This is a genomic window from Heliobacterium mobile, from assembly GCF_009720735.1.
GTDB lineage: Bacteria > Bacillota > Desulfitobacteriia > Heliobacteriales > Heliobacteriaceae > Heliobacterium > Heliobacterium mobile.
On the sequence record NZ_WNKU01000013.1, the window covers coordinates 36,141 to 60,456 of the forward strand.

Consider the following 24,316-nt stretch of genomic DNA (forward strand, 5'->3'; position numbering starts at 1 on the left):
AGAATGCGAATTAACCATAATATCCAAGCTTTAAATGCGTATCGACAACTATCAAATAACCAAAACGCCGTATCCAAACATATGGAAAAACTATCTTCGGGCTTGCGAATCAACCGTGCCTCTGACGATGCGGCAGGATTGGCTATCTCTGAACGTATGCGTTCACAAATTCGTGGCCTTACTGTAGCGGAGCGTAACGGTCTCGACGGTGTTTCGCTGATTCAAACAGCCGAAGCCGCGCTTGATTCGGTTCACGAAATGCTCCAGCGCATGCGTGAACTGTCTGTGCAATCGGCTAACGGGATTTACACCGAACAAGATCGCAACGCCCTCCAAGATGAAGTGGACGAGTTAATTAAAGAAATTGACCGTGTTGCCGGGCATACGGAGTTTAACACCAGAAAACTGTTAAACGGTAATATGGGCCGTGCTGTCTCTGGGGCTGTCGCTAATATTCAGACGAACAGTTTAGTCACATCTATGGGGAGCGCCTTTAATGCTAGCGCTGATTTGATTAATTTGGCAGACCGGGCAGGGAACAAATTTGGGGTCGTCTCCGGTGATACAGTTCAGTTAAGCTTCGTTGTCAACGGAAAACTATTGCAAACAAGTGGAATTAAAATTACGAACAGCACAACTTTTAATGATGTTATCGGTGCTGTTGCTGTCAAAGACATGAACGGTGCTTCTTGTGGAAATGTCAGCGGGTACTTTAAACTCACAGTAAGCGGAACGAAACTCAATTTTACTGCGCTTAGCGGGGGCTATGCCAAAGCTGTGTACGGCATTACCTTTACCTTCCGAGATGCACAGGGAATCATGAAAACACCAGCTACCGATGCCCTATCGTCGTTCCATGAAACTCGCCAAGCCTTGGTTAGTCGTCCACCTGGTGACGCAACGTTGCAAATTGGCCCGAACACCAACCAGCACCTCGGTTTGGAAATCGGTGACGTTACCTCCGCCGCCCTCGGGTTAAAGAGTTACTCAGGGGCAGAGTTCAGTATAAAAATCAATACGCAACAAGATGCCAATGTCGCCATCAAAGTATTTGATGAAGCCATTGCGAAAATCTCAAAAGAGCGTTCTAAACTCGGTGCCTTCCAAAACCGCCTCGAATACACCATCAATAACCTGAAAGTGGCCAACGAAAGCCTCACTGCGGCTGAATCACGCATCCGTGACACGGACATGGCTATGGAAATGACCGAATTCACGAAACAAAATATCATTACTCAGTCGGCGACAGCGATGCTGGCACAAGCGAACCAATTACCGCAGGGTATCCTGCAACTGTTGAAATAGAAGCCGGTATAACTCAAAAGCCCCCGGGAGCTCTGTTCTAGAGTCTACCGGGGGCTTTTTGCCATGTTTATACATTTCATCTAAAGGCGACCGTTACAGCTCGATTTTACTTCTTCCGGCGTACCCATTCCGCAGTTCGGGCAATTCCCTCTTCTAAAGATATGCGCGGTTCCCAGCCTAACAATCGCTTTGCTTCCCGATAATCACAAAGAAGCCGGTGGATCTCACTCTGTGGATGAGGGTGAGCTACGTGCTCCACGCGAAAAGCCGCTCCTGCCTTGACAACATCTCCGACCAAGTATGCCAGATCATTGATCGAAACATCCCGACCGGAGCCAGCGTTCAATGTTTTACCTAAGACAGCGTCATCCATCCCTGCCGCAATAACAAAACGAGCGCAATCTTCTACATAGAGCAAGTCTCGCGTCTGTGTCCCTTCCCCAAAAATACCAATCGGCTCACCACGCAGCGCCCGTTCCACAAAAATAGCGACAACTCCGCCTTCACCGTTCGTCTTTTGGTAAGGTCCATAGGTGTTAAAAGGGCGAATCACCGTCACTGGCAACCCATAGGCATGATAGTAAGACATGGCCAAATGCTCTCCGGATAGCTTTGCCCCGGCATAAGGCGAGGCCGGCAGTACAGGGTGATGTTCATCGATTCCCCATGCTCACTTTTCGGAGACCTTCTGGCATCGGTTGGTAGCCTCCTTATCGCCGCCACAACTCGTCGTCGAGTCTATCGCCGACAGAGTTATGTCAAATGGTGCATAGACCATACAGGTGCTCATGAAAACAAAGCGGCACTGAAAGGCCCGGCACAGTTCGAGCAATCCAAAGGTACCCTCCACGTCTCGCCGGAATGTGTCTTGCGGGAAATCAATACTCTTTTGGACATTGATCTCTGCAGCCAAATGATAGCACAACTGAAAGCGGTAATCTTCAAACCACTTTCGCAACAGACTGGTATCACAAATATCGCCGACTTCAAAGGTTAACTTTCCCACATTAATCCCAGTACAGAAAGCACCTACAGGACCGTCTGTCCACCCGAGTTCATCGGCGGTAAACTCCAAATTCTCAGCACGACCATTGCTCAAGTCGTCAACCACCCATACGTGATGGCCCATACGAAGCAGTTGCAAAACCACCCACCGTCCGATAAAACCGGCTCCTCCGGTAACGAGTATATTCATAGGTTATTTTACCTCCTTCTTCGTGGTATTACGGACAAGAGCGGCAAATCGCCGGAACCTGTTTTTCTTGAAAGGTCTGGCGAAAACCTCGATACCTCTCCCCATTCCAGATGGATAAAAAGGATTCGTTAAATAAATTACCAAAATGGATAACCTCCGGATCCATGCGCAGGCAGCACGGCGTAACAAAACCGTCAAAAGTCACGTAGACTCCACGAATGGGCCACCAACAATTCGGAGCGTAGGGCTGCGATCCTGAAAAAGAAGCTGGTAGACCGTATTTACGGCTCAACGATTCGATTTGCTCCCGTAGTTCGGATTCCAACTTTTCATCTCTGATTTTTAACGCTTCAATGTCCTTGCGCTTTTCCTGCATATTGGTCGAACCCGTATCGGTCCCCACTGTATCCACTGCGAAAACAAAGCGCAGTTTGCTGAATCCAAAACGAAGAGCCAACTCAAAAATACCTGGTACTTCTCCCAAATTTTTATCAGATAAAACCGTATTCGAAGTAATTGGAGTCTTCAGCTTCTTTTGTTTCTTAGTTTCATGTAAGGCTGACAAGTTTTCTATGAATAACTCCCAATCGCTTCCCTCACGCAACGACTCCAAGACCATCGGACTAGCCCCATCGATGGAAAAGACCAGTTCATCAAAGCTCTCTAAAATCAGTTGGCGATCAAAGCGTTGGAGCAACATTCCATTCGTCACTGTACGAACTACAATATTTCTTGACCGCGTTTCCAAAGCCATCTGTAGAATATCGGGGTGCGTAAAGGGCTCGCCAAGACCGATAAGGCTAACGTCGTTCAAAGTCGGGATGGCATCCAGAACACGCTTATAATCTTCGAGGGACATCACGCCTCGCCGTGCTTTGGGGAGCGCATGATTAATACAACTATGACAACGAAGGTTACAGATCGTCGTCGGTTCGATATGGGCATGGACCGGCCCATCGGCTAGATTCATCGACATCACTCCTTACCAACTCCCCGTTCACCGAACTATTCCACGACAAACACGGCATCATCATAACGGAGCATCCAAAGATTCTTTTGATAGCTTCCCGGCACATGTTCGATCATCCTATCCTCTACCATTTGTATCAACCAGCGCGGATGAAGGGCACCGGCCTGGATCGCCAATGGCACGCCGCCACCGAAACGTGGATTCACCTCCGTAAAAAAGAAAGCCCCATCGCTTTGCCGGATAAATCCCTGAACTGTCAATGGGCCAATCGCCCCCATCTTCCCTAGCAAACTACAAAGACGGCAAGTTTCCTGCCAGGGTTCTGGAAAGAACACAGTTCTACTTTTAATAACCTCACCGGCTCGAACCTCTACCCGTTCGCGCATCACTACCTCGATGACCCGTCCCTGAGCATCGAGGAAGGCGTCGAAAGTATACTCTTTTCCATCGATGAACTCTTGCAGGATCCAAGCATCTGGATGGTTAGCATACGGCTCTAAATCTACAGGCTCTTTTACAGGGCATGCCGATTTACTGCCCATGCCCCGTCGCGGCTTGATAAAAAGCGGTACCTCGCCGTTCCAGCGATGCCAGTCAGTAGCATCCCAAAGGTTCGGTGTGGCAAAACCTTCTTTCCCACACCATCGGGAAAAAGCTAGCTTGTCCATACAGACATCCAACACCGGCTTTTCAGAAAGCAACAGCTTCGTGCCCACCTTCGTCAAGTCAGGCCTCAATGTTGACAAACGAAAAAACTCCGGCTCCCAAAGAGAGATCAGCAGATCTACTCGCTGTTGCTGACACCAATGAATGAGGTCATCGCCATATCCGTCTGCATCCCACCGTCCGATTTGCCGAAAATCATGGCAAACAGCAGCGGCCGGAACCAGCCGATTGACATCTGCACCAAGCAACTTACCGCCAAACCGATCTAATTCTTCGCGAAAGGCACGCAAAAGGGCCACCCGGCGCCCCACAGCCAAAAATGCCACAGTAATTGCCGCTATTTCTGCCACCTTCTCGCTAATCAATATTTTTTATCTTTTCTCCTCTGCCGGTTATACGATTTTCCATGCTTTTTTTCTTTATATTACCGTTTGAATTCGTTTTGAAGCGAAGCAACTCTTACTTTTTTGGTATCAACAAATCCCAAGTCACCGGCGTCCCTTTCGCCACATCCTTAAGAACCTGACAGCCTAATAATTGATCATAGTATTTCGGAGACAAACCCAAACCGGGACGAATCGACCGCAAATTTTCTGGTGTCAACACATCGCCGGTACGCATATCTGCGGCAATATAAAGTGAACGCCGGTGTTTTTGTGATGTCTCCTCTCCATGAAGCGGCCCGTACCAAACCTGCCCCAAAGCCTGCCAAGCTCGTTTGGTTTCCTGCACCAGCGATGCCAGTTCAGAAGGCTCTAAAGAAAAGGCCGCATCGACACCCCCGTCGGACCGGCATAAGGTAAAGTGCTTCTCAATCACCGTAGCCCCTAAGGCCACAGCCGCTACCGATACACCGATCCCCATCGTATGATCAGATAGCCCCACTTGAACCGTCATCGCCTTATCGTCGTTTCCCATCTCTGTCGTGCCGAACATCGACTGAAGATGGGGGATGGTTTTGAGGTGGCTCGATGCAGGAGAAGCCGGGTAGCTGCTCGTGCACTTAAGCAGGACTAAGTTTTGGCACCCCGCATCACGAATCACCTGCACCGCTTCATCAATCTCTGCTACGCTTGCCATACCGGTAGATAAAATGAGTGGCTTACCTGTGGCTGCAACCCGAGCAAGCAGCGGCAAATCGGTGATTTCAAAGGAAGCGATCTTATACAAAGGAACCTGTAAAGACTCTAAAAAGTCAACGGCAGTGGTATCAAAAGGCGTACTGAAGCCGATCATCCCTAATTCCCGGCAGCGTTTAAAGATCGGCTCGTGCCATTCCCAGGGAGTATAAGCTTCACAATAAAGATCATACAATGTTCTGCCTTTCCAAAGACTCGTCGGATCATCAATATAGAACTCACCTTGCGATGTCTCTTCCGGTACGTCCAGCGTCATCGTATCGGCGGTATATGTTTGCAGTTTAAGAGCATGGGCCCCTGCCTTCGCGGCTGCTTCAACAATCTGCAGTGCCCGCTCTAAGGATTGATTATGGTTTCCAGACATTTCTGCAACGATCAGCGGAGGTGCGTCAGGGCCGATTCGATATCCAGCGACTGTAAAGCCTCTCATCATATCCTCCTTGTTATATCCTGCGATCGGAGCCGTGCAAATAGGTCTAACGCTTCTCTGACGACCTGATCCATGTTCAAATAACGATATTGCGCCAATCTGCCCACAAAGTATACCTTGTCCATCTTGGCAGCCTCCTCGGCATACCGCTGGTACAACTCACGGTTTTTCTTTGCCGGGACCGGATAGTATGGCTCTCCCTCAGCGACGGGATATTCTCGAACAATCGTCGTGACTTCACACTTCTGGCCGGTCGCATGCTTCATCTCTAAGATTCGAGTAAAGTCAAATTCGTTGGGATAGTTGACGACGCAAGCCGGCTGAAAAGATTCCTGCGCTAGCGTCTCAAATTCAAACCGCAAAGACCGGTAGGGTAAACGCCCGTAGGCATAATTGAAGTACTCGTCAATTGGACCGGTGTAAATCAGTTGTTTATAAGGAATAAGGTGACGAATCTCGGTAAAATCGGTTTGCAACATCAGCTTGATATTCGGATGCTGTAGCATCCGCTCGATCATACGCGAATAGCCCTGTTTTGGCATCCCCTGGTAGACATCGGTAAAATACCTGGAGTCCCGGTTAAACCTCACAGGAATACGGGCACAGACTTCCGGTTCCAGTTCAGCAGCAGATAAACCCCACTGTTTGCGCGTATAATTGGCAAAAAACTTTTCATACAGTTCTTTACCGACCTGACCGACGATGACATTCTCGGAATTTTTGATCTCTTGTGCCTCAGCTCGCTCATCCAGGAAGAGTTTCATCGTCTCTTCGGTCAGCGAAAGCCCATACAACTGATTGAGAGTATCCAGATTAATCGGAAAGGGAAGTTGCTGCCCGTCGACCCACGAAAGTACTCTGTGAATGTAGTGATGCCAATCTGTAAACTGAGATAAATAGAGATACACTTCTCGGTCATTGGTGTGAAAAAGGTGCGCACCGTAGCGGTGGACCAATACTCCACTGTCGTCATAGCAGTCATAGGCGTTCCCAGCCACATGGGAACGCCTATCCACGACAAGTACTTTGGCATTTTTTTCAGAGGCCAGACGCTCTGCTAATGTAGAACCGGCAAGTCCAGCACCGACAATCAAATAATCGAACATTTGTCACGCCCCATATAAGTCTGGATTCACCTGTCCAGTATTTTTATTCCCCACGGCGAGGATATAAAGAAAAGGCAACCACCCAAGGCAACCAGAGGACAGACGCCGCCAACACTGCGACAAAGGCATAAAATCCATTGCGCAAGGTTTGCCACAAGATCTTGCTCGATTGAATCGGTGTCATCTCACCGGGTAAATTAACCATCCAATGTTGTTTCGCCGGAACAGCTAACGCACAATGCAAAACATTGTGAAACCCGCTCCCGCTTTCGTTGGCAACAGGTGCTATCACAGCGTCCCATGACCGGCTTCGTACCGCTTCCGGGAGACGGGAGCGATCAAAACTGCCTGTCTCTAGATAAGGGATAACCTCATCGACTTCCTGATATTTCGAGGCCATCTCCACTCCATGGCGATGAGTCAATACGGCGAGCTGCACTTCGGGAAACTTTTCCTTGACCTTGGGGACGATTTTATCGAGTTGTTGAAAGGGAACGGAACGAATCAGCAAGCACCATTTTTTATTTTCTTTATTCATCCCAAATCTCCTGTACAAACAGCTTCCACTTTCCACAGGAACACTTAATACTTGATGACACTATTTTCTTCATCAAAGGAAACAAGCATAAACTACCGATAAAAGGTAAAATTCACTCGGTATGGTACACGCATATTCCGGGCTACATGATCCTGAACGGGCTTACGCAATTCCAAAATCATTCCCATCTGGCGAAAAGCCGCCCAAGCCGCCTTTAGATAGACCGATGCCTTTTGTTCCATGGCAAAATAAAAACAATAATACAAAAGCTGAAAGGTCAAGGTAAAGACATAAGGTGCCGGTTGATGTTTCCAAACCAGCCAAAAAAGATTCCGAGTATAGTAAAGAGGCGCACGCCAGGACTGCCGGTTCGTCGGAGAAGCCTTATGATAGGCCACAATGTCTGGAAAAAACTTAATCTTATAACCGGCATTCCAGATTCGAAAAGCCAGATCGGTTTCATTCATATATAAAAAGAATTCCCCAGGATACCCACCGACTCGATTCAGCAGTTCCCTACGTATACCAGCTCCAGCACCATTAAAACTCATGTAATATTCCACTGGTTCTGTGTCATCGCTGGCCGAAGTGCTTAGTTTCTCTTTATTACTCATATCGCATTCAGGTACGGATAGTTTCTCCTGTAGTGATTTTGATATCTTTGCTTGTGTCGTTTTAGAGATGTCTTCATGACGCTTCCGCTGCCATTCCTCAAACTGCCCATAGCTTCGCACATCGAAGGCGACAACACCGAGCTGGGGATCGCGCCGGAACTGCTCCACCATCTTTCCGATGGCATCGACTGCCGGAAAGGAATCGTCATCGAGAATCACTATATACTCGCCAGTTGCGTGAAGAAATCCGCGGTTATAGGCTTCTACACCGAGATTCTCTCCTGTCTCTATAACATGAACCTCTGGAAAATCCCTTTTGACCATTTCCACACTGTCATCGGTAGAACCGTTATCGACGACTATAATTTCTAAGGGCTGGTACGATTGTTCCCGAAGACGAATCAACCCTTCTCGCAAGTCATTTCGACGGTTCCAGTTTAGGATAACAACCGATACAATGTCCACATAAACGCCTCCAGGCACTACTAATTCAAGGATATATTAACAATACATGAAACGGTGTTCTACCTCTATTTTTTATTATCGTTAAACCCCACTAAAAACCTTAGAGATAATGCCGTACCGGCAAAACAGCCAAGTGTTACCGAAACACCTGGCTGTTTTCTAGAATAGCTCTCTATGAACCTAATGATTCAATAAATGTCAGCAGTTCCGCCGTTTTCGTTTTCAGCAAAGCTTTGTCACCCCGGGTCTCCACGTTCAAGCGAAGCAGTGGTTCTGTATTGGATGCACGCAAGTTAAACCGCCAGTCTGCATGTTCTACGCTCAGACCGTCAGTCTTGTCCATCACTCCACCGATAGAAAATGCGCTTGCCACTGCCATCAGCACCGCCTCGGGTTCGTTTATCTTACGATTGATTTCCCCGCTACAAGGGAAAAGATCCATCCGATCCTCGATTAGCGCTGACAGCGACTTGTTCTCCCGGCACATAATTTCCAACAGGATTAGCCAAGGAATCATCCCACTGTCACAATAACTAAAATCGCGGAAATAATGGTGGGCCGACATTTCACCACCATAGACGGCATCTTCCAGCCGCATGCGCTCTTTGATAAAGGCATGACCCGTTTTACTTTGAACGGGAATGCCTCCTGCAGTTATGACCATCTCCTGGGTATTCCAAGTCAGTCGTGGGTCATGAATAATCTTTGCCCCGCCGTACCGCTGGGCAAAGACTCGACCAAAAAGACCAACGAGATAGTATCCTTCAATAAATCGTCCCTTTTCATCAAAGAAAAAGCAGCGATCGAAATCCCCGTCCCAAGCTATCCCTACATCCGCTCCAGACTCCCGTACCGCCCGGGCAGTCACTTCTCGGTTTTCTGGAAGCAATGGATTGGGAATTCCGTTCGGGAAGGAACCATCCGGTTCACTGTTAACTTTCATAAATCGAATCGGCAAATGCGGTTCCAGTGCATCAATGATCGGTCCCGCACATCCGTTGCCTGGATTAACGACTACGTTCAGCGGCTTGAGACAGGAACGTTCAATATAGGAAAGGAGATGTTCAACATAAGCAGTTACAAGATTAACATGGTGTGTTTGTTTTCCTTGAACGTTACCGTGTTCAAAAACAGTATCTCTATTCATTACGAGTGCCTCAATATCTCGTAAGCCACTATCACCGCTCACCGGTCTCGCACCAGACAGAACGAGCTTCATGCCATTATACCCGGCAGGATTATGGCTAGCAGTAACCATAATCCCGCCGTCCAGATTCCAGTGGAATACGGCAAAATAGATTTGTTCGGTTCCGCAAAGCCCCACCTGAATGACATCACAACCGCCCTCGTTAAGTCCTTTAGTCAGCGCATTGGCCAACATAGGACTAGACGGACGGACATCATAGCCAACCACCACCTTCTTCGGTTGAAACAACTGGGCATAGGCCCGCCCAATCCGGTAGGCTCGTTCTTCATCTAATTCTTCTGGAACACGACCACGAATGTCATAGGCCTTAAAAGGATTCCCTTGAATCATCAATCCTCAACCTCTTACTTAACTTCCCCTAGTACCTTCCATACTCATCACCAAATCGAACGATGTCATCTTCCTCCAGATACATACCGTTTTGTACTTCGATGATGACCAATGGGATTTTCCCGGGATTCTCTAGTCGATGCTGCGTGGACTTGGGAACAAAGACACTCTCATTCTCATGGATCATCTGCTCCTGTCCACCAATCTCCACCCGAGCCGTACCTTCTAGAACAATCCAATGCTCTGAACGATGGTAATGCATCTGCAAGCTCAACCGCTGCCCCGGAAAAACAGTTATTCGCTTTACTTTGTATCCCGGTGCTTGCGCCAAAATGGTGAAACTACCCCAAGGCCGATATTGGGTGGGGTGCTCCAGGGCTTCCCGCCGCCGTTCTGTTTTCAACCGTTCAACCACATCTTTAATCTTCTGAGACTCGCCACGACGGGCAACGACAATTACATCCTGCGTTTCCACCACCAAGGTATCTTCCAGACCGAGTCCCACGAGCAGTCGATCATGGCTCATCAGCAGCGATTCACGGCAGTTTAATGTCAAACAGTCCCCTTGCACAACATTCCCGTGATTATCTTTCGGAAGTGCCTCGAAAATAGCATCCCAAGAGCCAATGTCACTCCAATAAATTCCGAAGGGAATGACCGCAACACGGTCTGATTTCTCTGCCACTGCATGGTCAATCGATAGGGCTGGCGCATCGTTAAAACGAGACAATAAATCATTGAAAGGCAACCGGGCTAATTCAGCGAGCATCGGCTGATGTTTACTCATTTCCTCCATCAGACAGCCAATGGTGAATGCGTACATCCCTGAGTTCCAGTAGTAACCACCTTCAGTCAAAAAAGCTTCTGCCCGGTCCATGTCCGGTTTTTCAATGAACTGCTGTACCAAAAAACCCTGTTCCCAAGGTGCTCCTGCTTGGATATAACCATAACCTGTCTCCGGTCGATCGGGTTCAATGCCAAAAGTAACGATCCGCCCTAACCGGGACATCTGCACTGCTACGTTTACTTGTTCAATATATTCTGCCTCTGCCCACACAAGGTGATCCGAAGGAGCCACAAAAAGAACTTCATCTGCATCACAGCCGATTACATCTAAGCAGTAACAGGCACTCAAGGCAATCGCAGGCGCAGTATTCCGAGCTGAAGGTTCTAAAATGATATGCGCTCTGCCGGCACCAAGTCTACGAAGCTCCATCTGCACATGGTGAAAATAAGACTGGTTTGTCACTACAATGATATCTTCCGGGGGCAGAGTACGAAGAAAACGTGTCACTGTCTGTCCCAATAAAGAACAGTCCCCGTTAATTTGGAGAAATTGCTTGGGGTAGTCCTGCCTGGACAAGGGAAATAAGCGGGTTCCGCCGCCACCAGCAAGGATAATCACTTTCATCGTTCGGTATCACCTTTTGCTTATACAAAAATCTTTGGGAATTTTAATCGAGTTTGATAAAGTGCACCGATATGGGGCGCCATAATAAATTCAGATTGCATAATCATATCCTCTAACTGACTCCAGGTAAATTCAGCTGATTCAATCCATTCTGTCTCATCTGGCTGCGGTTCACTAACTTTTTCTGATTCCTGTACCAAAAAAATATAACAGCGATTGCAAAAAGCCGATGGGTGGACGGTCAACGAAGCGATAAATTCAGCTTCTACGCCAGCGTATCCGGTCTCTTCTCGCAACTCACGGACCGCCGCCGCTTCAGGTGAATCATCCCTTTTATCCATCGCACCGGAAGGGAGTTCCCAGTCAACCTGATCGATTCCTGGACGATACTGCCGAACAAGAACAATCTTTCCTTGTTTGGTTACGGGCACCACAACCACCCAGTCGGGATAATGAAACAAATAATAGGGAGCGATTTTAACACCATCATTAAAAAATTCGTTAGAAGTAAGGTTAATCCATTGATTTCGAATTACCGTTTCTGATTTACCCTTGCTCCAGCGCTGAATGGTCACTATGTTTCCTCCCCGAGAATATAATCTCTCATTTCACCGCGGGCAATCGTCACATATCCCATTCTCTGAAGAAGATACCATGCCCTGACGAAAGGATTGATATTTCTCCCCGAACCAAATTTGACGAAAATCTCCCGACAATCCATTCCCAAGATGAAATACTTCGGGATGCATCCGGATGCAACAGGGTGTTACATACCCATCACAAGAAATAAAAATACCTGCAAAAGGCCACCAACAGGCCTCTTTTCGTCTTTGCCCTCCTGTATAGGTTACTGTAACTCCGATCTGCCCCAAAAGGCTACGAAGGGTTTCTACTTTATCAATTACTTGTTCTTCTATCGCAAAAGCCGCCTCAGCGAAAAATCGGGAATTTTTATATCCTTCCTGACTGGAAATCAGCCAGTTTTCTGCCAAATGAATATGAACTTCATCCGGTGGAAGTTGCGTAGCAAAGTAACAGAGACCGTCCATATCATCGTGATTACCCGCACTGACCACAAAGTTATAGACTAGCCGTAGCGGCCTTTCAGACTGTTTCTGGCGATATGCCCAAGCTTCGGCGATATGCGCTCGTATTTTCGTCCAATTCCCACCGGGGCGCAACTGTTGAAATCGTTCCGGTTCAGTCGAATCAATCGAAAAAATGAGTTTATCCAAGTGATCTAACATTTCCCGTTGGATTTTAATACTCCCGTTGGTCGTTATTGAAGTATTTATGTTTCTCTCCCTGAGATACTTTACCATCCGCGACAGTGACGGATTCAACAGAGGCTCACCAAGTCCTTGCAACTGAACTCGCTTTACCCGGGGAAATTGGCCCATAACGGAATAAAAGTCTTCCATATTCAAATGGTGGTTTGCACGTCCCGGGGGAAGCATACTCCGGCTACAAGACCCACAGGAGTAGTTACAGTATGTTGTCGGTTCCATTTGGAGAAAAAAGGGCTCCCAAAAAAGATTCGTCTCAATTTTATCCATAGTACAACCAGAATGCTGTAACTGCTCAATTGCTTTGGGATAATCTAACGTAGCGATAATCACCTTATCAAAGGGAATATCCCGTAAAAGTCTTGGGGTAGCTTCTTGAACGGTAAACTCTCGAACCTGTCTTCCCAACTGGGAAAGCTCATGATCGACAATTGCCGTTATCTGAGAACGGTCCGTCAATGATGCAAATTGTTCATTTTTTTCTGTCAAAGCGTCAACTACATGTTCAGCGAACCCCTGAGAACCATAGAGGAGGTAGCGCATAGCCCCTCCTTACCGACGAACCGCTTGGAAGTTGTCCTTAATAAAGCGAATCGTATCATCTAGAATATAATCCATATCATATTTAGGTGTCCATCCAAGTATTGCTTGGGCTTTCTCTGAGACACCAACGCGGAAACGTACATCCGCTTCTGGGGCAGACAAGTGTTTAAAGCCTGGGAAGGGGATTTCCCCGTTGACTTTTTCCCAGATTCGCAACGCCAAGTCACTTACCTTAAAGGTATTGAGCCCGCAAAAGTTAAAATCTTCGTTAACAATCCCTTTTGCTAACGCCAGTTGTAACGCTTCAGCCACATCGCGGGCATGAGTAAAGGTACGCACCTGCTCACCGTCCCCGAGGATTTCAAAGGGGCTTTGCCGCACCATCGCCTTGTAGACGAAATCAGGAATAACATGAGCCATTCCGAATTCAAGTTCACCTTTTGAATCGACAGCAGGTAGTTCGCCACTCCCTACCGCATTGAAGGGACGAACAATTAGGTAGCGTAATCCGAGTTCCTGCTCAGCTCCCCGCACCATGTACTCTCCATAGAGTTTTTGCATACCATAATTCGTAAAGGGAACAAGTTGCTGATAGGCGTCTGCTTCAGTCACAGGATGCTGAACACGCTCGTAGACCATGGAAGAAGAAAAATAGACAAAGACTGCTTCTGGGGAAGAGGCTAGCGTACAGTCGATCGCGTACGCAAGAAGCTCATTATTATCACGAGCAATCTGATAGGGAATTTTATGGAAATATTTAATACCTCCAATCAACGCAGCGAGACAAAGGATGATGTCATAACCCTTAAATTCCACCGGGTACATATTGCGCACGTCTTTCACCAAGAGCCGCACATTCGGGTGCCGCAAATAGTCATGTTGTATAAAGCCGTATTTACTAAAGTTGTCAACTATCGTTAGCTTATAGCCCTTCTCAAGAAGTTCACGACAGACATAAGAACCGATAAAACCAGCTCCACCTAAAACGAGTACATTTTTCCCCACAATAATACAACTCCTACCCTAATAATTTAATGATTTTGCATTCCACTTTATGGTGACACCTTCAGCAGCACGGGCTCTTTTTATTACCCTTGTCTGTAAAACATGCGTCCCTGCTGAGTCATATTCCAAATATCTACAATTAACGTACCCGGCTGTATTCTTTGTTTCAAACTCTCCCAATTACGCTGAAATGCCGTATGTGCATTGGCGATAACAATGACATTCGAATCTTCGATGGCTGTTTCTACCGATTGGTTAGAGAAGATCTGATAGGTGCAGTCAAGTGGATCACCTATCGATAGGTTCGGTTCTGCGATAGCAATTTCTCTGGGCACTTCTTTAAGAAGATACCGCACCAGCTTCGGAACCAAACTGTCTCGAACATCATCACTATCTTTCTTAAATGTAAAACCTAAAACAGCCACTTTGCATCCGTAAATCGATTGAACAGAGAGAATCTTTTCCACAATTACTTTCGGCATTGACTCGTTCACACGCCATGTAGCCGTAAACAAATCAGACTGTGGAAACAGTTCACTGATCATGGCAAAATCCTTTCGCAAACAAGGGCCCGCCGTAAAGCCGGGGCCATAAAAAATGGGCCGCGGGTAATGATGATTCGTCAGATTCAGCAGTTCATAAATATCTTCCCCGAAACTGTTGGCTACCATAAAAAAATAATTGACTAAGCCAAAATACACGTAGCGGCCTGTATTACAAAAGAGCTTTACCAGTTCTGCACCACGAAAGGTTGCTGGAAAAACCTCTCCAGTGATCTTCAAAAACAAATTGGCTGCCGTTTGAAAGCTGCCTTCTTCAGCCGTTCCGATAACTTGAGGAATTGAACTCATCTCTTCGAGAGCTTTACCCTCAAGAATTCGTTCCGGTGCGAAAGCAAGAAAATAATCTTCCCCCGTCTTCCAACCTCGTTCCGCTTCGATCCTTTTCTGGACAAATTCCGTCGTTCCAACCGCAACGGTACTACGCAAGACGATCGTCTGTCCTCGCTGTAACTGTGGAATCACGTCGGCCAATACATGATTAATGTGCCCTAGATTCATCTCGATATGTTCCATAAAAGGAGTACCTACGGTGATGATCACTTTTTCAGCTCGCCCACACTGAGCAAGGTCATAATCTGTATCGATTGAAACACCACGGTCGAGCAACTCTTGGCATCCCGTTTCGAAAAAAGGCATCTTTCCTTGGCGAATGGATTCAACAATATGCGTATCTCTATCAATACCCAAGACACGAAGGCCCTTATCCGCAAATATCAACGCCAGTGGCAACCCGACCCGCCCGATGCCAATCACCGCTAAATCATAATCAAAATGAGGCATCCTGTTCACTCCTGACAATTACTTCTTCATAGTCCATAGTTCATTTTTCCGGTAGAAAAGGGGAGAAGCACATCCCATATAGGTGAAGACAAATCATACAACGGAGCCACTGCTGCCATGTGCTGCAGCGGCTTTAAACTCTCATAAATTGCCGACCCGGACGTCTCGGCAGCAATTATGACCATATCCGGCTTTAATGAAGGAATGTCATCAAAACCATAAATGGGGATTCCGGCAATCATACGGCCTTGTAGGTTCCGATCAACCGCTCCAATTAGATTAACGTTAGGGTATAACTTTAGTTGTCCAAAAACCCGATCAGCCATATCCCCTCTTACTCCATAGATAAGAAGACGCTGTCTATCGACTTGAAGCTTTTCTAGAAGTTTACGGAGGCGGAAAACATAGGGTGGGGTACGGATATCGGGAATATCCAGTGCAGGACCAGCCTGAAAATCGTTGACTACCGCTCCGGAGCAGTAAAACCCCAAATCATTAGACGTAGATGGTTCCAGATTTAAAAACGATTCTACTACTCGCTCCACGACGGAAGGGTGAAGTAAATAGTTAATGAGTGGTCGAATTTTTCCTTTTTCAGATAAGGTGGGACATTGATACTGGATATACTCTGACACTTCCCGAGGGATATCACTAATGTCGATCTCTTCAGTTAACAACAAACCATGCATATCCTGTTTTTTTCGCTGCACATAGTTATCGTGTAATGCACCAACTTCTAGATAAGTGCGTATACCGATAACATAGACACTTTGTAGTTTTTGTAACAGGCTACGTACAAAGCTGTATTCCAGGTTTTCTACAACAAAATCACCGACAATAAAATGAATTGCTGCAAATTGTCCCAGTTGCTTAGAAACTGTGCCTTTATTTCCATCAAGCCAGCGCCGCAGCTCTTCCTTAGAAGAAAAGCGCATGGTCTTGATTAACACTTCTTGATGCGTCACTATGTCGGTGATGTCCGTTCCACCAAAAAGCGTCCTCAACCGGTGCCCCATTGTATGCTCACCATGAGCTCGCTGATAAGCGGCTTTCGCGATTCGATAACGTTCTTCATCGTGGGTAATGAAATAATTGATTTTATCCTTTAACTCTTCACGATTTCTAAAAAAAACGATTTCTTTACCAGGTTGAAATAACCGAGATAATTCCGGATTTTCGTTGGTCAGTTGAAAAGCCCCGGCACCAGCCACCTCAAAGTGACGTAATTTCGTTTGATAAGAATCAATGGCATCGTCGGCGGAGAACCCCGGGTTAAATACAATCCGGGCCTGTTGATAAACGCGTGCCATTTCTTCATTCGCTACCAAACCGCCCGCACATTCCTTTAGTACGGGATGGCGCTCCCATCCAAAACCAAAAAGCTTCAACTCCAAGTTCAGTTCCTGACAGATGTAGTAAAGATCTGTCAGCATTTGCTGTCGGGAGTACCCATCTCTTAAATATATCTGCTGATTATGTTCTTGCACCAAATTCGTACCAATAAATACAATATCGTATTTTACCTCACTGGAATGCCCGTTTTCATGTTCGACCCAATTCTGATCACGGTGAAAAAGGTTTTCATTAAATCCCCAAGGAAGCCAAAGAATCCGGTTTTTATCCCACCCTTCATGTAAGCGCTGCTGGACTCCTCGAAGAGAATGAGATGCGACCAGGTCAAAACGATGATCATGTCCAATGTTTTGACGATACCATACTTCAGGCTCATCGTCCGCATGAAAAGCAACGATTTTTACCCCCATTGCTCGGACATAGCCAAAGAAATCGTCAGAGAAGTCTTTATTCACGGCATCGGAATAAAAAAAGAGTACATCAAAATTGCCTCGGCGCAACACCTCTAAAAGATATTGCTCATGATAACCGTTTTTACGTGAAGCCAACAACGGCGATACGTCAATACAAGCGGCATCATACATCTCCCGTATAGGTTTTACCCAATTGTCTTTTACATACTGGATCGACAAGGCTCCAACCATCAAAATACGCTTCATCGAATGATTTTCCCTTCCATGGTTACACCGGCAACGATGGTTGATGCCAGTTCTAGGGCTACTTTTTCGACTTCTTCATAACCACATCCGGTAGGATTTGTATAGGGGATAATTGTCCCTTCGAGGTATTCCTGTTCACGCAATGTCTTCGCAAAATCTCGCAACAAGGCATGACTGAAATCGCCAGTGTTCCTAAATACATGGACTCGTTTTTCAGGAATAATCGATACAAATTCTTTTGCGAATCGCTCATGAGTTACCACATGCATTTCATAGGGCATTTCCTCATGAAGCAGACGCAAAAGGTTACATGTTAAAGCGATATTCGCTGATTGTAACAAAACGAGTTTGGCTCCGGGACCAACTGTTGCGGCCACCTTGTTCTTAAAAGCCTGTTTGAATTCGTCAGAATAAAGAGTACGCTTCACCTTCGCCTCGCCCCAGATGCGGTAGGCCTTGCGTACATAACCTTCCAGTTGTTCGCCTGTAAATCGTTCTGTTCTAGATACAGCCTGCGTAGAGCCGTCATAATGATCCCAATTCTTAGTTGAAATCCAGCCACGGGCATCATACTCGGTATACATCTTAGTTCCTGGAAATGGCGTTGCAATAGAAAACTGTACTGAATCTGAAGGTAGACTGGCTGCAAGGGCGATTGTCTCCTCAATCGATTCTGCAGTATCACTAGGTAAACCAAACGTAAAGGTCAAATGGACTTTAATGCCGATTTCTTTGGTATATCGAATGATTTGACTTACTTTCGCCAAATCTAATTTTTTACCAATATCGTTAAGTACCTGTTGATCTGCTGATTCCACACCATATTTAACACTAAAAAGCCCTGCTTCTTTTAACTCATCCAACATGTTTTCGGTCATCCGGTCTGCTCGAGCCATTATTCCCCATGGAACATCCGTCAAACCGCGTTGCTTCATGAGTCGAGCGATCATCAATACGTGTTCACGATTGATATTAAATGTATCATCATCGATATATATGCTCCGATAAGGATAGCGGCGAAGATTCTCTTCAATCTCATTCACTACGTCTTCAGGACTGCGCGTACGGTAATGAGTACCTCGATAAATTAGTTGTGGCCAAACACAAAAAATACAACCGTAAGGGCAACCTCGGGACGTCATAATTTGCAGTTGAGGCAGATCAAGACCGCAAACTGAATCAAAGTAGTTTTCATTAGGAAGACTATCTCTGTGTGGCCAAGGGAGAGACGCCAAATCGACAGGTTTTCCATGGAGGGTTTTTCTTACGGCAGCACCGTCACGAAAAACTAAATTAGGAATTGAAGCAATCTTTTCCGGCAAGACTGATATTTCGCCTTTTTCGCTGAGAGAAAAGGATTCGTTCACTAAACAGGAATGTAGGAGGTTTAACAGTTCAACGAGAGCGGTTTCATATTCCCCATAAACTGTAAAATCAATATCTCGGTTTGATTCAATAAACTTTTCTTGCTCTAACTCAAAATGAGCCCCACAAAAAATAATGAGGGCTTTCGAAAAATCTTTTTTTAAGCGGCGTGCAATGGCGAGATCATTCGACAAACTAGGGGTTGATGTCTCCATTATAATTACTTGAGGATCATATTCCCTAACAAAATTAAAAAAATCAGCGTAAGATTCTCCCATGGCAATGGAGTCTCGAATGAACGTCTCCAAGCCAGCACGTTTTGCCATCGCCGCTGCCGTAGAAAGAAAGAAAGGAAAAGGAATGTATCCCCCCGTAAGTTCACCACCGAAAAAAGGCGAAGTATGGGGCCAGCGTGAACCGGCCCGCACACCTCGCCATCCTGCCTGACCGATTTCCGCTTGTTTGTGCCAAGGCGCATTGGAAAATAGAACCCGCAATGTATACACCCTTCCCGCAATAGGGCCTTTCTTCAGTGCTACTATGTCGTAATTATATTTTCGTTAAAAATGCTCTTTGCCTTTAACCTTATTAAAGGAATAACTCCCACACTGGATCATCTAGGTTATATAAGGGTAGGATTGTCGTTATTGCCTGCATGTCCCGAATGCTGTTCAAAATTTGCGGTCCCGAATGTTCTGCGGCAATGATGATATAATCAGGAACCATCTTTAATATATCATCAGCTGAATAAACATAATGTCCCTGAATCCGTGAACCCGTGAGACTGCGATCAATAAGACCGGAAATTATAACATTCGGATATTCTTTAAGTAATTTGAATACATGTTCGGCCATTTTTCCCTGAACACCATACACCATCAAAGAAGGTTTTTCAAATTGAATATTATTAAGAACCATTCGTAATCGAGAGATATATGCCGGTTCCCAGTTTTGCAGAGCTAAATAAGTATTAACTCTCAAATCATTAAGTATCATACCAGACTCATAACGTTCTTGCTCCAAAAACCATTTAACATCATTGGATATAGATGCCTGTAAGAAATTCTTAGCTATATTAGGACGCACTAAATAATTAAATATCGGAAAAGATAAATTGCCGTCAATAAATGCCGGAATTATCTCTTTCTTTTCACCAAGTCGATTATCATTATTCCCAACTGCTTCGTCAATTTGGTAAAGTACATTGCGCTCTTTCAGAAGCAAGCCCCGAATATTTTGCTTCCTCCGTTGAACAAAATTACCATCCAATATGGCTAATTCCAAAAAGCTGCGAACACCGATGATGGGGGCATTTACCTTTTGAATTGCTCTGGAGAGCACGTTATATTCAATATTGACGGGCTGAAGATCGCCAACGATAAAATGGACAGCATCAAAACCGTCAAATTCATCATCATTCCACTGTTCCAATATCGTTTGAGCGTCTTTTCGTTCTTTTAACCAAACGGTCTTAATTAATGGCTTTTCGTGTCCTACGGTATTCTGAGATATGGTCGTGCCGCTTTTCATTGAGATGACATCAACATCTAATGCCGCATTAAATAAAATCTTGAGCCGTTCATCCGTTGTATGCTCTTTTTTAGCTTTTACAAGTGTTTTTAACGCCATTTCTTCCCTTATTTTCTCATTGCGAACATACGTTAACACTTTACTCTTCAAGCCATCTAGAGAATCATAAAATAGGATTTCCTTGTCTTCTACAAAAAGCTCCATTAGCTCAGGGTTCCTGTTGGTAATTTGCACTGATCCGCATCCGGCCACTTCAAAATGGCGCAATTTTGTTTGAAAACCCGAATCATCACCTTCCGCAGATATGCCCGGGTTAAAAACAATGCGTGTTTCGTTATAAACTTGCGCCAATTCTTCGAAGGATGGTCGTCCACCATAACACTCTCTAAGCTCTTCATCCTTATCCCATGCATCACCGAAGATACGAAAAATCAACCCTTGTGACTGGCAGAAGCGATACATTTCCACCATCAATCGCTGAATCGTATTGTTCTGATGGGATTGTGAGACGATGTTGTTATTCCCTCTTACGTTTGCACCAACATAGATAACATCATATTTTTTTTCTGTCTTAGGTATCTTATAAAAAACTCTCGGATTATACCCCCAAGGCAAATATAATACTCGGTCCTGCCATCCCTCTTGCTGCCGCCGAATTGCTCCTCTACGTGAATGTGTCGCGATAAAATCGAAACGATGATCGTAAGGAGCATTCTTTCGAAACCAAATTTCTGGTTCATCATCTGCATAAAATGCAATTATAGGCAATCCCTTCCGCCGAACCGCATAAAAAAAGTCATCGCTAAATTCTTGGTGTACTGCATCCGAATAAAAGAACAGGCAATCATAGCTCTCACGTTGAATCAGCGATAACAGATATTTCTCATGATAGCCATTTTGATAAATGCTCAGCAATGGCGTAAGGTCAACACAAGTTACCTCATGCATACGGCGTAATGGTTCTACCCAATTGTCACGGATATAACTGACGGATAACAAACCTGTCATCAAAATTCGCATTTGTACATCCCCTTATTCCGCCACAAAATCTATCTAACCCTTTTGGACAACATTTCCGATTATTTAATGTTCTGCCCTTAAAGGTTGATCCCAAATCAATTTGGGGGGCTGCCATTAAAACAACTTTTCTACTTTTTTGAAACCGATCGGGCTACTGTGACCGGGCGGCGTCTTCCGGAAGCATCGCCGTTGCGGTAGAGGAGGTTGCTCACCGCCGGGAGACGATCATTCAGTTACCTTCAAGCGAGTATCTGCGCTGAAGTAATTTCCGTTTTGGAATCGGCTCTGTATCAAGCATTGTTGCCATTCCCACCTCTGGAGCCCGCCGGAAGGCCAGCCAACACCTTCAGGAGTTCAACCACCGGCGCCCCGTAATCACCGAAAATGGCGAAATCAAGGACCGGGAGAGAATGCAAAAAGGACATTTCTAGTTCGAAATGGATCCCCGTAAAATAAAATACGACCATCTGGCAACGCTCCGCTACCTTCCAGATCGTTGGATAGGCAGGGTGTAGCCGCTTCTGGGATACATCGGGGCGCGGGCTGGCCACATATGCAAAAAAATCTTCATAGCGTTCACCTTCGGCGATGGAATCGCGCGCCAGCGCAGTCGCCGTCGCCAGGAAGAAAGGAAAGGGGATATAGCCGCACGAGGTCGCCACCAAAAAAGGCGACGTATGGGGCCAGCGCGATCCAGCCCTCACACCTCGCCTACATGCTTTTCCCTCTTCCCCTCGATAATGCCGGGGTGCATTGGCAAAGAGCACATGCAACCGACTACATCCTTTCGCCATCTAATCTCTACACGAGTCTGCCAACTGCATCTACTTATATTATCGCTAAGACGAAGGAATTACTTTATCTCAGTTTTCTTCGCGTAGGCAGTCCATCCTGTCGAGAATATTGGCAGCAAAATCCCTTTTCCACTGGAAACCATGTTGTTTAACTGTCCTCCAAGCCATAGACCTCAAAAAGCAGATTTGCTTGAGAAACAGTGAGAGCTACTGATTCGTCAGCGCCGCTGCTATTTGATGATTTGACCGTGAAGATTCACCCCTGCGGCGATCTTGGGTGCAGCCGCCAGGGCCAGCTGTTCCACTTCTTCATAACCACAACCGGTGAGGTTGCTATAGGGAATGACCGCAGCAGCAAAGGTCGCTGCGACGCCAAGCTGTTCCGCCTGTTCGCGCAACAGGGCAAAGCGAAAATCGTTCGGCTCCGCGAACAGGTGCAATTGTTCCTTGGGTAGGATGTCTGCAAACAGTTCGGCAAAGCGAACGTGAGAAAACAGGTGCACCTGATAGCCCCATCGGCTCAATATTGTCGCCAGCGTCGTTGTCAAGGTGATATTGGCCGCCTGGGGCATCAGCAGGGCCGCGCCTTCTGGGACCTCTTCCATCAAACGCCGGCGCAAGGCCGTCAGAAAATCCTCTGTTCGGAGCGCCACGCGAATCCGGGCCTCATTGTACCGCTGGTAGGCTTCCCGTACGAAACCCTCCAGTTGTTCCCCGCTGAACCGTTCCGTTCGGGACACGGCTGTGGCGGCGCCGTCGTAGCGGCTCCAGTCCTGGGTGGTCAGCCAGCCCTTATCTTTGTAAATCTCGTACATCTTTGTCCCCGGAAAAGGCGTAGCGATGGAAAACTGGACCGAGTCAGAGGGGAGTTCGGCAGCCAAGGTGATCGTCTTTTCGATCGATTCCGGTGTGTCATCGGGGAGACCGAAGGTGAAGGTCAGATGGACCTTGATGCCAAGACTCTTCGTGTATTCGATAATGTGGCGGACCTGTTCGACCGACATCCCTTTGCCGATGTTATCGAGCGTCTGTTGATCGGCTGATTCCACACCGTATTTCACGCTGTACAGCCCGGCATCTCGGAGGGAACGCAGGATCTCCTCGGTCATCCGATCAGCCCGGGCCATGATTCCCCAAGGGATATGATCGAGTTGCCGTTCTCGCAACAGCCGCGCGATCTCAAGCACATGATCCGGCCGGATATTGAAGGTGTCATCATCAATATAGAAGCTCTTGTAGGGATACTTTGATACATGGTAAGCGATCTCGTCCACCACATCCTGCGGCGAACGTGTGCGATAGCGGTTACCGCGGTAGATCAACTGCGGCCAGACGCAGAAGATGCATCCATAGGGGCATCCCCGGGTGGTGATGATCTGCAGTTGCGGTCGTTCCAGTCCGCAGACGGAATCGAAGTAATTACGCACCGGCATCTCGTCCCGAACCGGCCAGGGGAAGCGATTCAGATCGACCAGCGGGCCGGGCGCCGTCTTCCGGACACTATCCTGCTCGCGATAGACTAGGTTGTTGACGCTGGCAAGCGACTCGCCATCTCGAAGCGCCTCTAGCAGCCGCAGCACCGGCGTCTCATATTCCCCGTAGACGCAGTAATCGATGACAGAATGGCGCGCCAGGAAAGCCTCGCTGTCCATTTCGTGATGGACGCCGCAGAAAAGGATCCTCACGTCAGGCAGGATCCTTTTCAGTTCGGCAGCGACCTCCAGATCGTTACGCAACGAAGGTGTCGATGTCTCCATCGCAATGACATCAGGCGATTGTTCGCGTACATAGGCGTAAAAATCTTCGTAGCTTTCCCCCAACCCGATCGAATCGCGCAGGCACGCCTCAAATCCTGCTTGCCGGACCAGGGCAGCGCCTGTCGCCAGAAAGAAGGGAAAGGGGAGATAGTCGCCGATCATATCACTGCCGTAACAGGGGATCGTATGGGGCCAGCGTGAACCGGCCCGGACCCCCCGGTAAATCACCCGGCCACCTTCCCATTTATGCCAGGGCGCATTTGCAAAGAGCACTCGCAAGGTTAT

At 46.8% G+C, this 24,316-nt stretch carries 18 protein-coding genes and 1 pseudogene; 1 reads left to right on the forward strand and 18 read right to left on the reverse strand.

Annotated elements, in window-relative coordinates; all coding sequences use genetic code 11:
- The first annotated feature begins 3 nt into the window (after positions 1–3).
- On the forward strand, positions 4–1,305 hold the full coding sequence (locus tag GJ688_RS11745; RefSeq protein WP_155476748.1) for a flagellin N-terminal helical domain-containing protein: 1,302 nt from the start codon (positions 4–6) through the stop codon (positions 1,303–1,305).
- Positions 1,306–1,411: 106 nt separating this feature from the next.
- Here the strand turns inward: GJ688_RS11745 and GJ688_RS11750 are convergent.
- The 18 genes and pseudogenes from GJ688_RS11750 to GJ688_RS11835 all read right to left on the reverse strand — a co-directional run bounded on the left by GJ688_RS11750 (position 1,412) and on the right by GJ688_RS11835 (position 24,304).
- Positions 1,412–2,500, reverse strand: a pseudogene (locus tag GJ688_RS11750) (dTDP-glucose 4,6-dehydratase).
- A 28-nt stretch (positions 2,501–2,528) separates the two neighbouring features.
- On the reverse strand, positions 2,529–3,470 hold the full coding sequence (locus GJ688_RS11755; protein ID WP_170291914.1) for a radical SAM protein: 942 nt from the start codon (positions 3,468–3,470) through the stop codon (positions 2,529–2,531).
- Between the two features lie 35 nt (positions 3,471–3,505).
- Positions 3,506–4,501 carry an ATP-grasp domain-containing protein gene (locus tag GJ688_RS11760; protein ID WP_155476750.1) on the reverse strand — a complete coding sequence of 332 codons (996 nt, stop codon included), beginning with the start codon at positions 4,499–4,501 and terminating at the stop codon, positions 3,506–3,508.
- Between the two features lie 94 nt (positions 4,502–4,595).
- On the reverse strand, positions 4,596–5,705 hold the full coding sequence (gene pseI / locus GJ688_RS11765) for a pseudaminic acid synthase (RefSeq protein WP_407928953.1): 1,110 nt from the start codon (positions 5,703–5,705) through the stop codon (positions 4,596–4,598).
- On the reverse strand, positions 5,705–6,811 hold the full coding sequence (gene glf / locus GJ688_RS11770) for a UDP-galactopyranose mutase (protein ID WP_155476752.1): 1,107 nt from the start codon (positions 6,809–6,811) through the stop codon (positions 5,705–5,707). Before glf ends, pseI begins: the two co-directional genes overlap by 1 nt.
- 43 nt (positions 6,812–6,854) lie before the next feature.
- A complete protein-coding gene (locus GJ688_RS11775; protein WP_155476753.1) occupies positions 6,855–7,349 on the reverse strand; it encodes a hypothetical protein in 495 nt (164 codons plus the stop codon).
- A 92-nt stretch (positions 7,350–7,441) separates the two neighbouring features.
- Positions 7,442–8,428 (reverse strand): glycosyltransferase family 2 protein, encoded by a 987-nt coding sequence (locus GJ688_RS11780; RefSeq protein WP_328597362.1) that lies wholly within the window; start codon positions 8,426–8,428, stop codon positions 7,442–7,444.
- A 172-nt stretch (positions 8,429–8,600) separates the two neighbouring features.
- The gene (locus GJ688_RS11785; protein WP_155476754.1) at positions 8,601–9,965 is read right to left on the reverse strand and encodes a phosphohexomutase domain-containing protein; all 1,365 of its coding nucleotides are present in this window, start codon (positions 9,963–9,965) and stop codon (positions 8,601–8,603) included.
- A gap of 28 nt (positions 9,966–9,993) precedes the next feature.
- Positions 9,994–11,376 (reverse strand): mannose-1-phosphate guanylyltransferase/mannose-6-phosphate isomerase, encoded by a 1,383-nt coding sequence (locus GJ688_RS11790; RefSeq protein ID WP_155476755.1) that lies wholly within the window; start codon positions 11,374–11,376, stop codon positions 9,994–9,996.
- Between the two features lie 20 nt (positions 11,377–11,396).
- Positions 11,397–11,951, reverse strand: coding sequence for an NUDIX hydrolase (locus GJ688_RS11795; RefSeq protein WP_155476756.1), 555 nt, complete (start codon positions 11,949–11,951; stop codon positions 11,397–11,399).
- A gap of 33 nt (positions 11,952–11,984) precedes the next feature.
- Complete coding sequence (locus GJ688_RS11800; protein WP_155476757.1) at positions 11,985–13,205, reverse strand: radical SAM protein; 1,221 nt, start codon at positions 13,203–13,205, stop codon at positions 11,985–11,987.
- Positions 13,206–13,214: 9 nt separating this feature from the next.
- On the reverse strand, positions 13,215–14,210 hold the full coding sequence (locus tag GJ688_RS11805; RefSeq protein WP_155476758.1) for an NAD-dependent epimerase/dehydratase family protein: 996 nt from the start codon (positions 14,208–14,210) through the stop codon (positions 13,215–13,217).
- A gap of 83 nt (positions 14,211–14,293) precedes the next feature.
- Complete coding sequence (locus GJ688_RS11810) at positions 14,294–15,553, reverse strand: nucleotide sugar dehydrogenase (RefSeq protein WP_155476759.1); 1,260 nt, start codon at positions 15,551–15,553, stop codon at positions 14,294–14,296.
- 26 nt (positions 15,554–15,579) lie between these two features.
- The gene (locus GJ688_RS11815) at positions 15,580–17,565 is read right to left on the reverse strand and encodes a glycosyltransferase (protein WP_155476760.1); all 1,986 of its coding nucleotides are present in this window, start codon (positions 17,563–17,565) and stop codon (positions 15,580–15,582) included.
- On the reverse strand, positions 17,562–19,427 hold the full coding sequence (locus tag GJ688_RS11820) for a B12-binding domain-containing radical SAM protein (RefSeq protein WP_170291916.1): 1,866 nt from the start codon (positions 19,425–19,427) through the stop codon (positions 17,562–17,564). The genes GJ688_RS11815 and GJ688_RS11820 overlap by 4 nt, the downstream gene beginning before the upstream one ends.
- A 91-nt stretch (positions 19,428–19,518) precedes the next feature.
- Positions 19,519–21,480 (reverse strand): CgeB family protein, encoded by a 1,962-nt coding sequence (locus GJ688_RS11825; protein ID WP_155476762.1) that lies wholly within the window; start codon positions 21,478–21,480, stop codon positions 19,519–19,521.
- 290 nt (positions 21,481–21,770) lie between these two features.
- Positions 21,771–22,274: a hypothetical protein gene (locus tag GJ688_RS11830; RefSeq protein ID WP_155476763.1), complete on the reverse strand. Its 504-nt coding sequence runs from the start codon at positions 22,272–22,274 to the stop codon at positions 21,771–21,773.
- 230 nt (positions 22,275–22,504) lie between these two features.
- Positions 22,505–24,304, reverse strand: coding sequence for a B12-binding domain-containing radical SAM protein (locus tag GJ688_RS11835; protein WP_328597363.1), 1,800 nt, complete (start codon positions 24,302–24,304; stop codon positions 22,505–22,507).
- Positions 24,305–24,316: the final 12 nt, after the last annotated feature.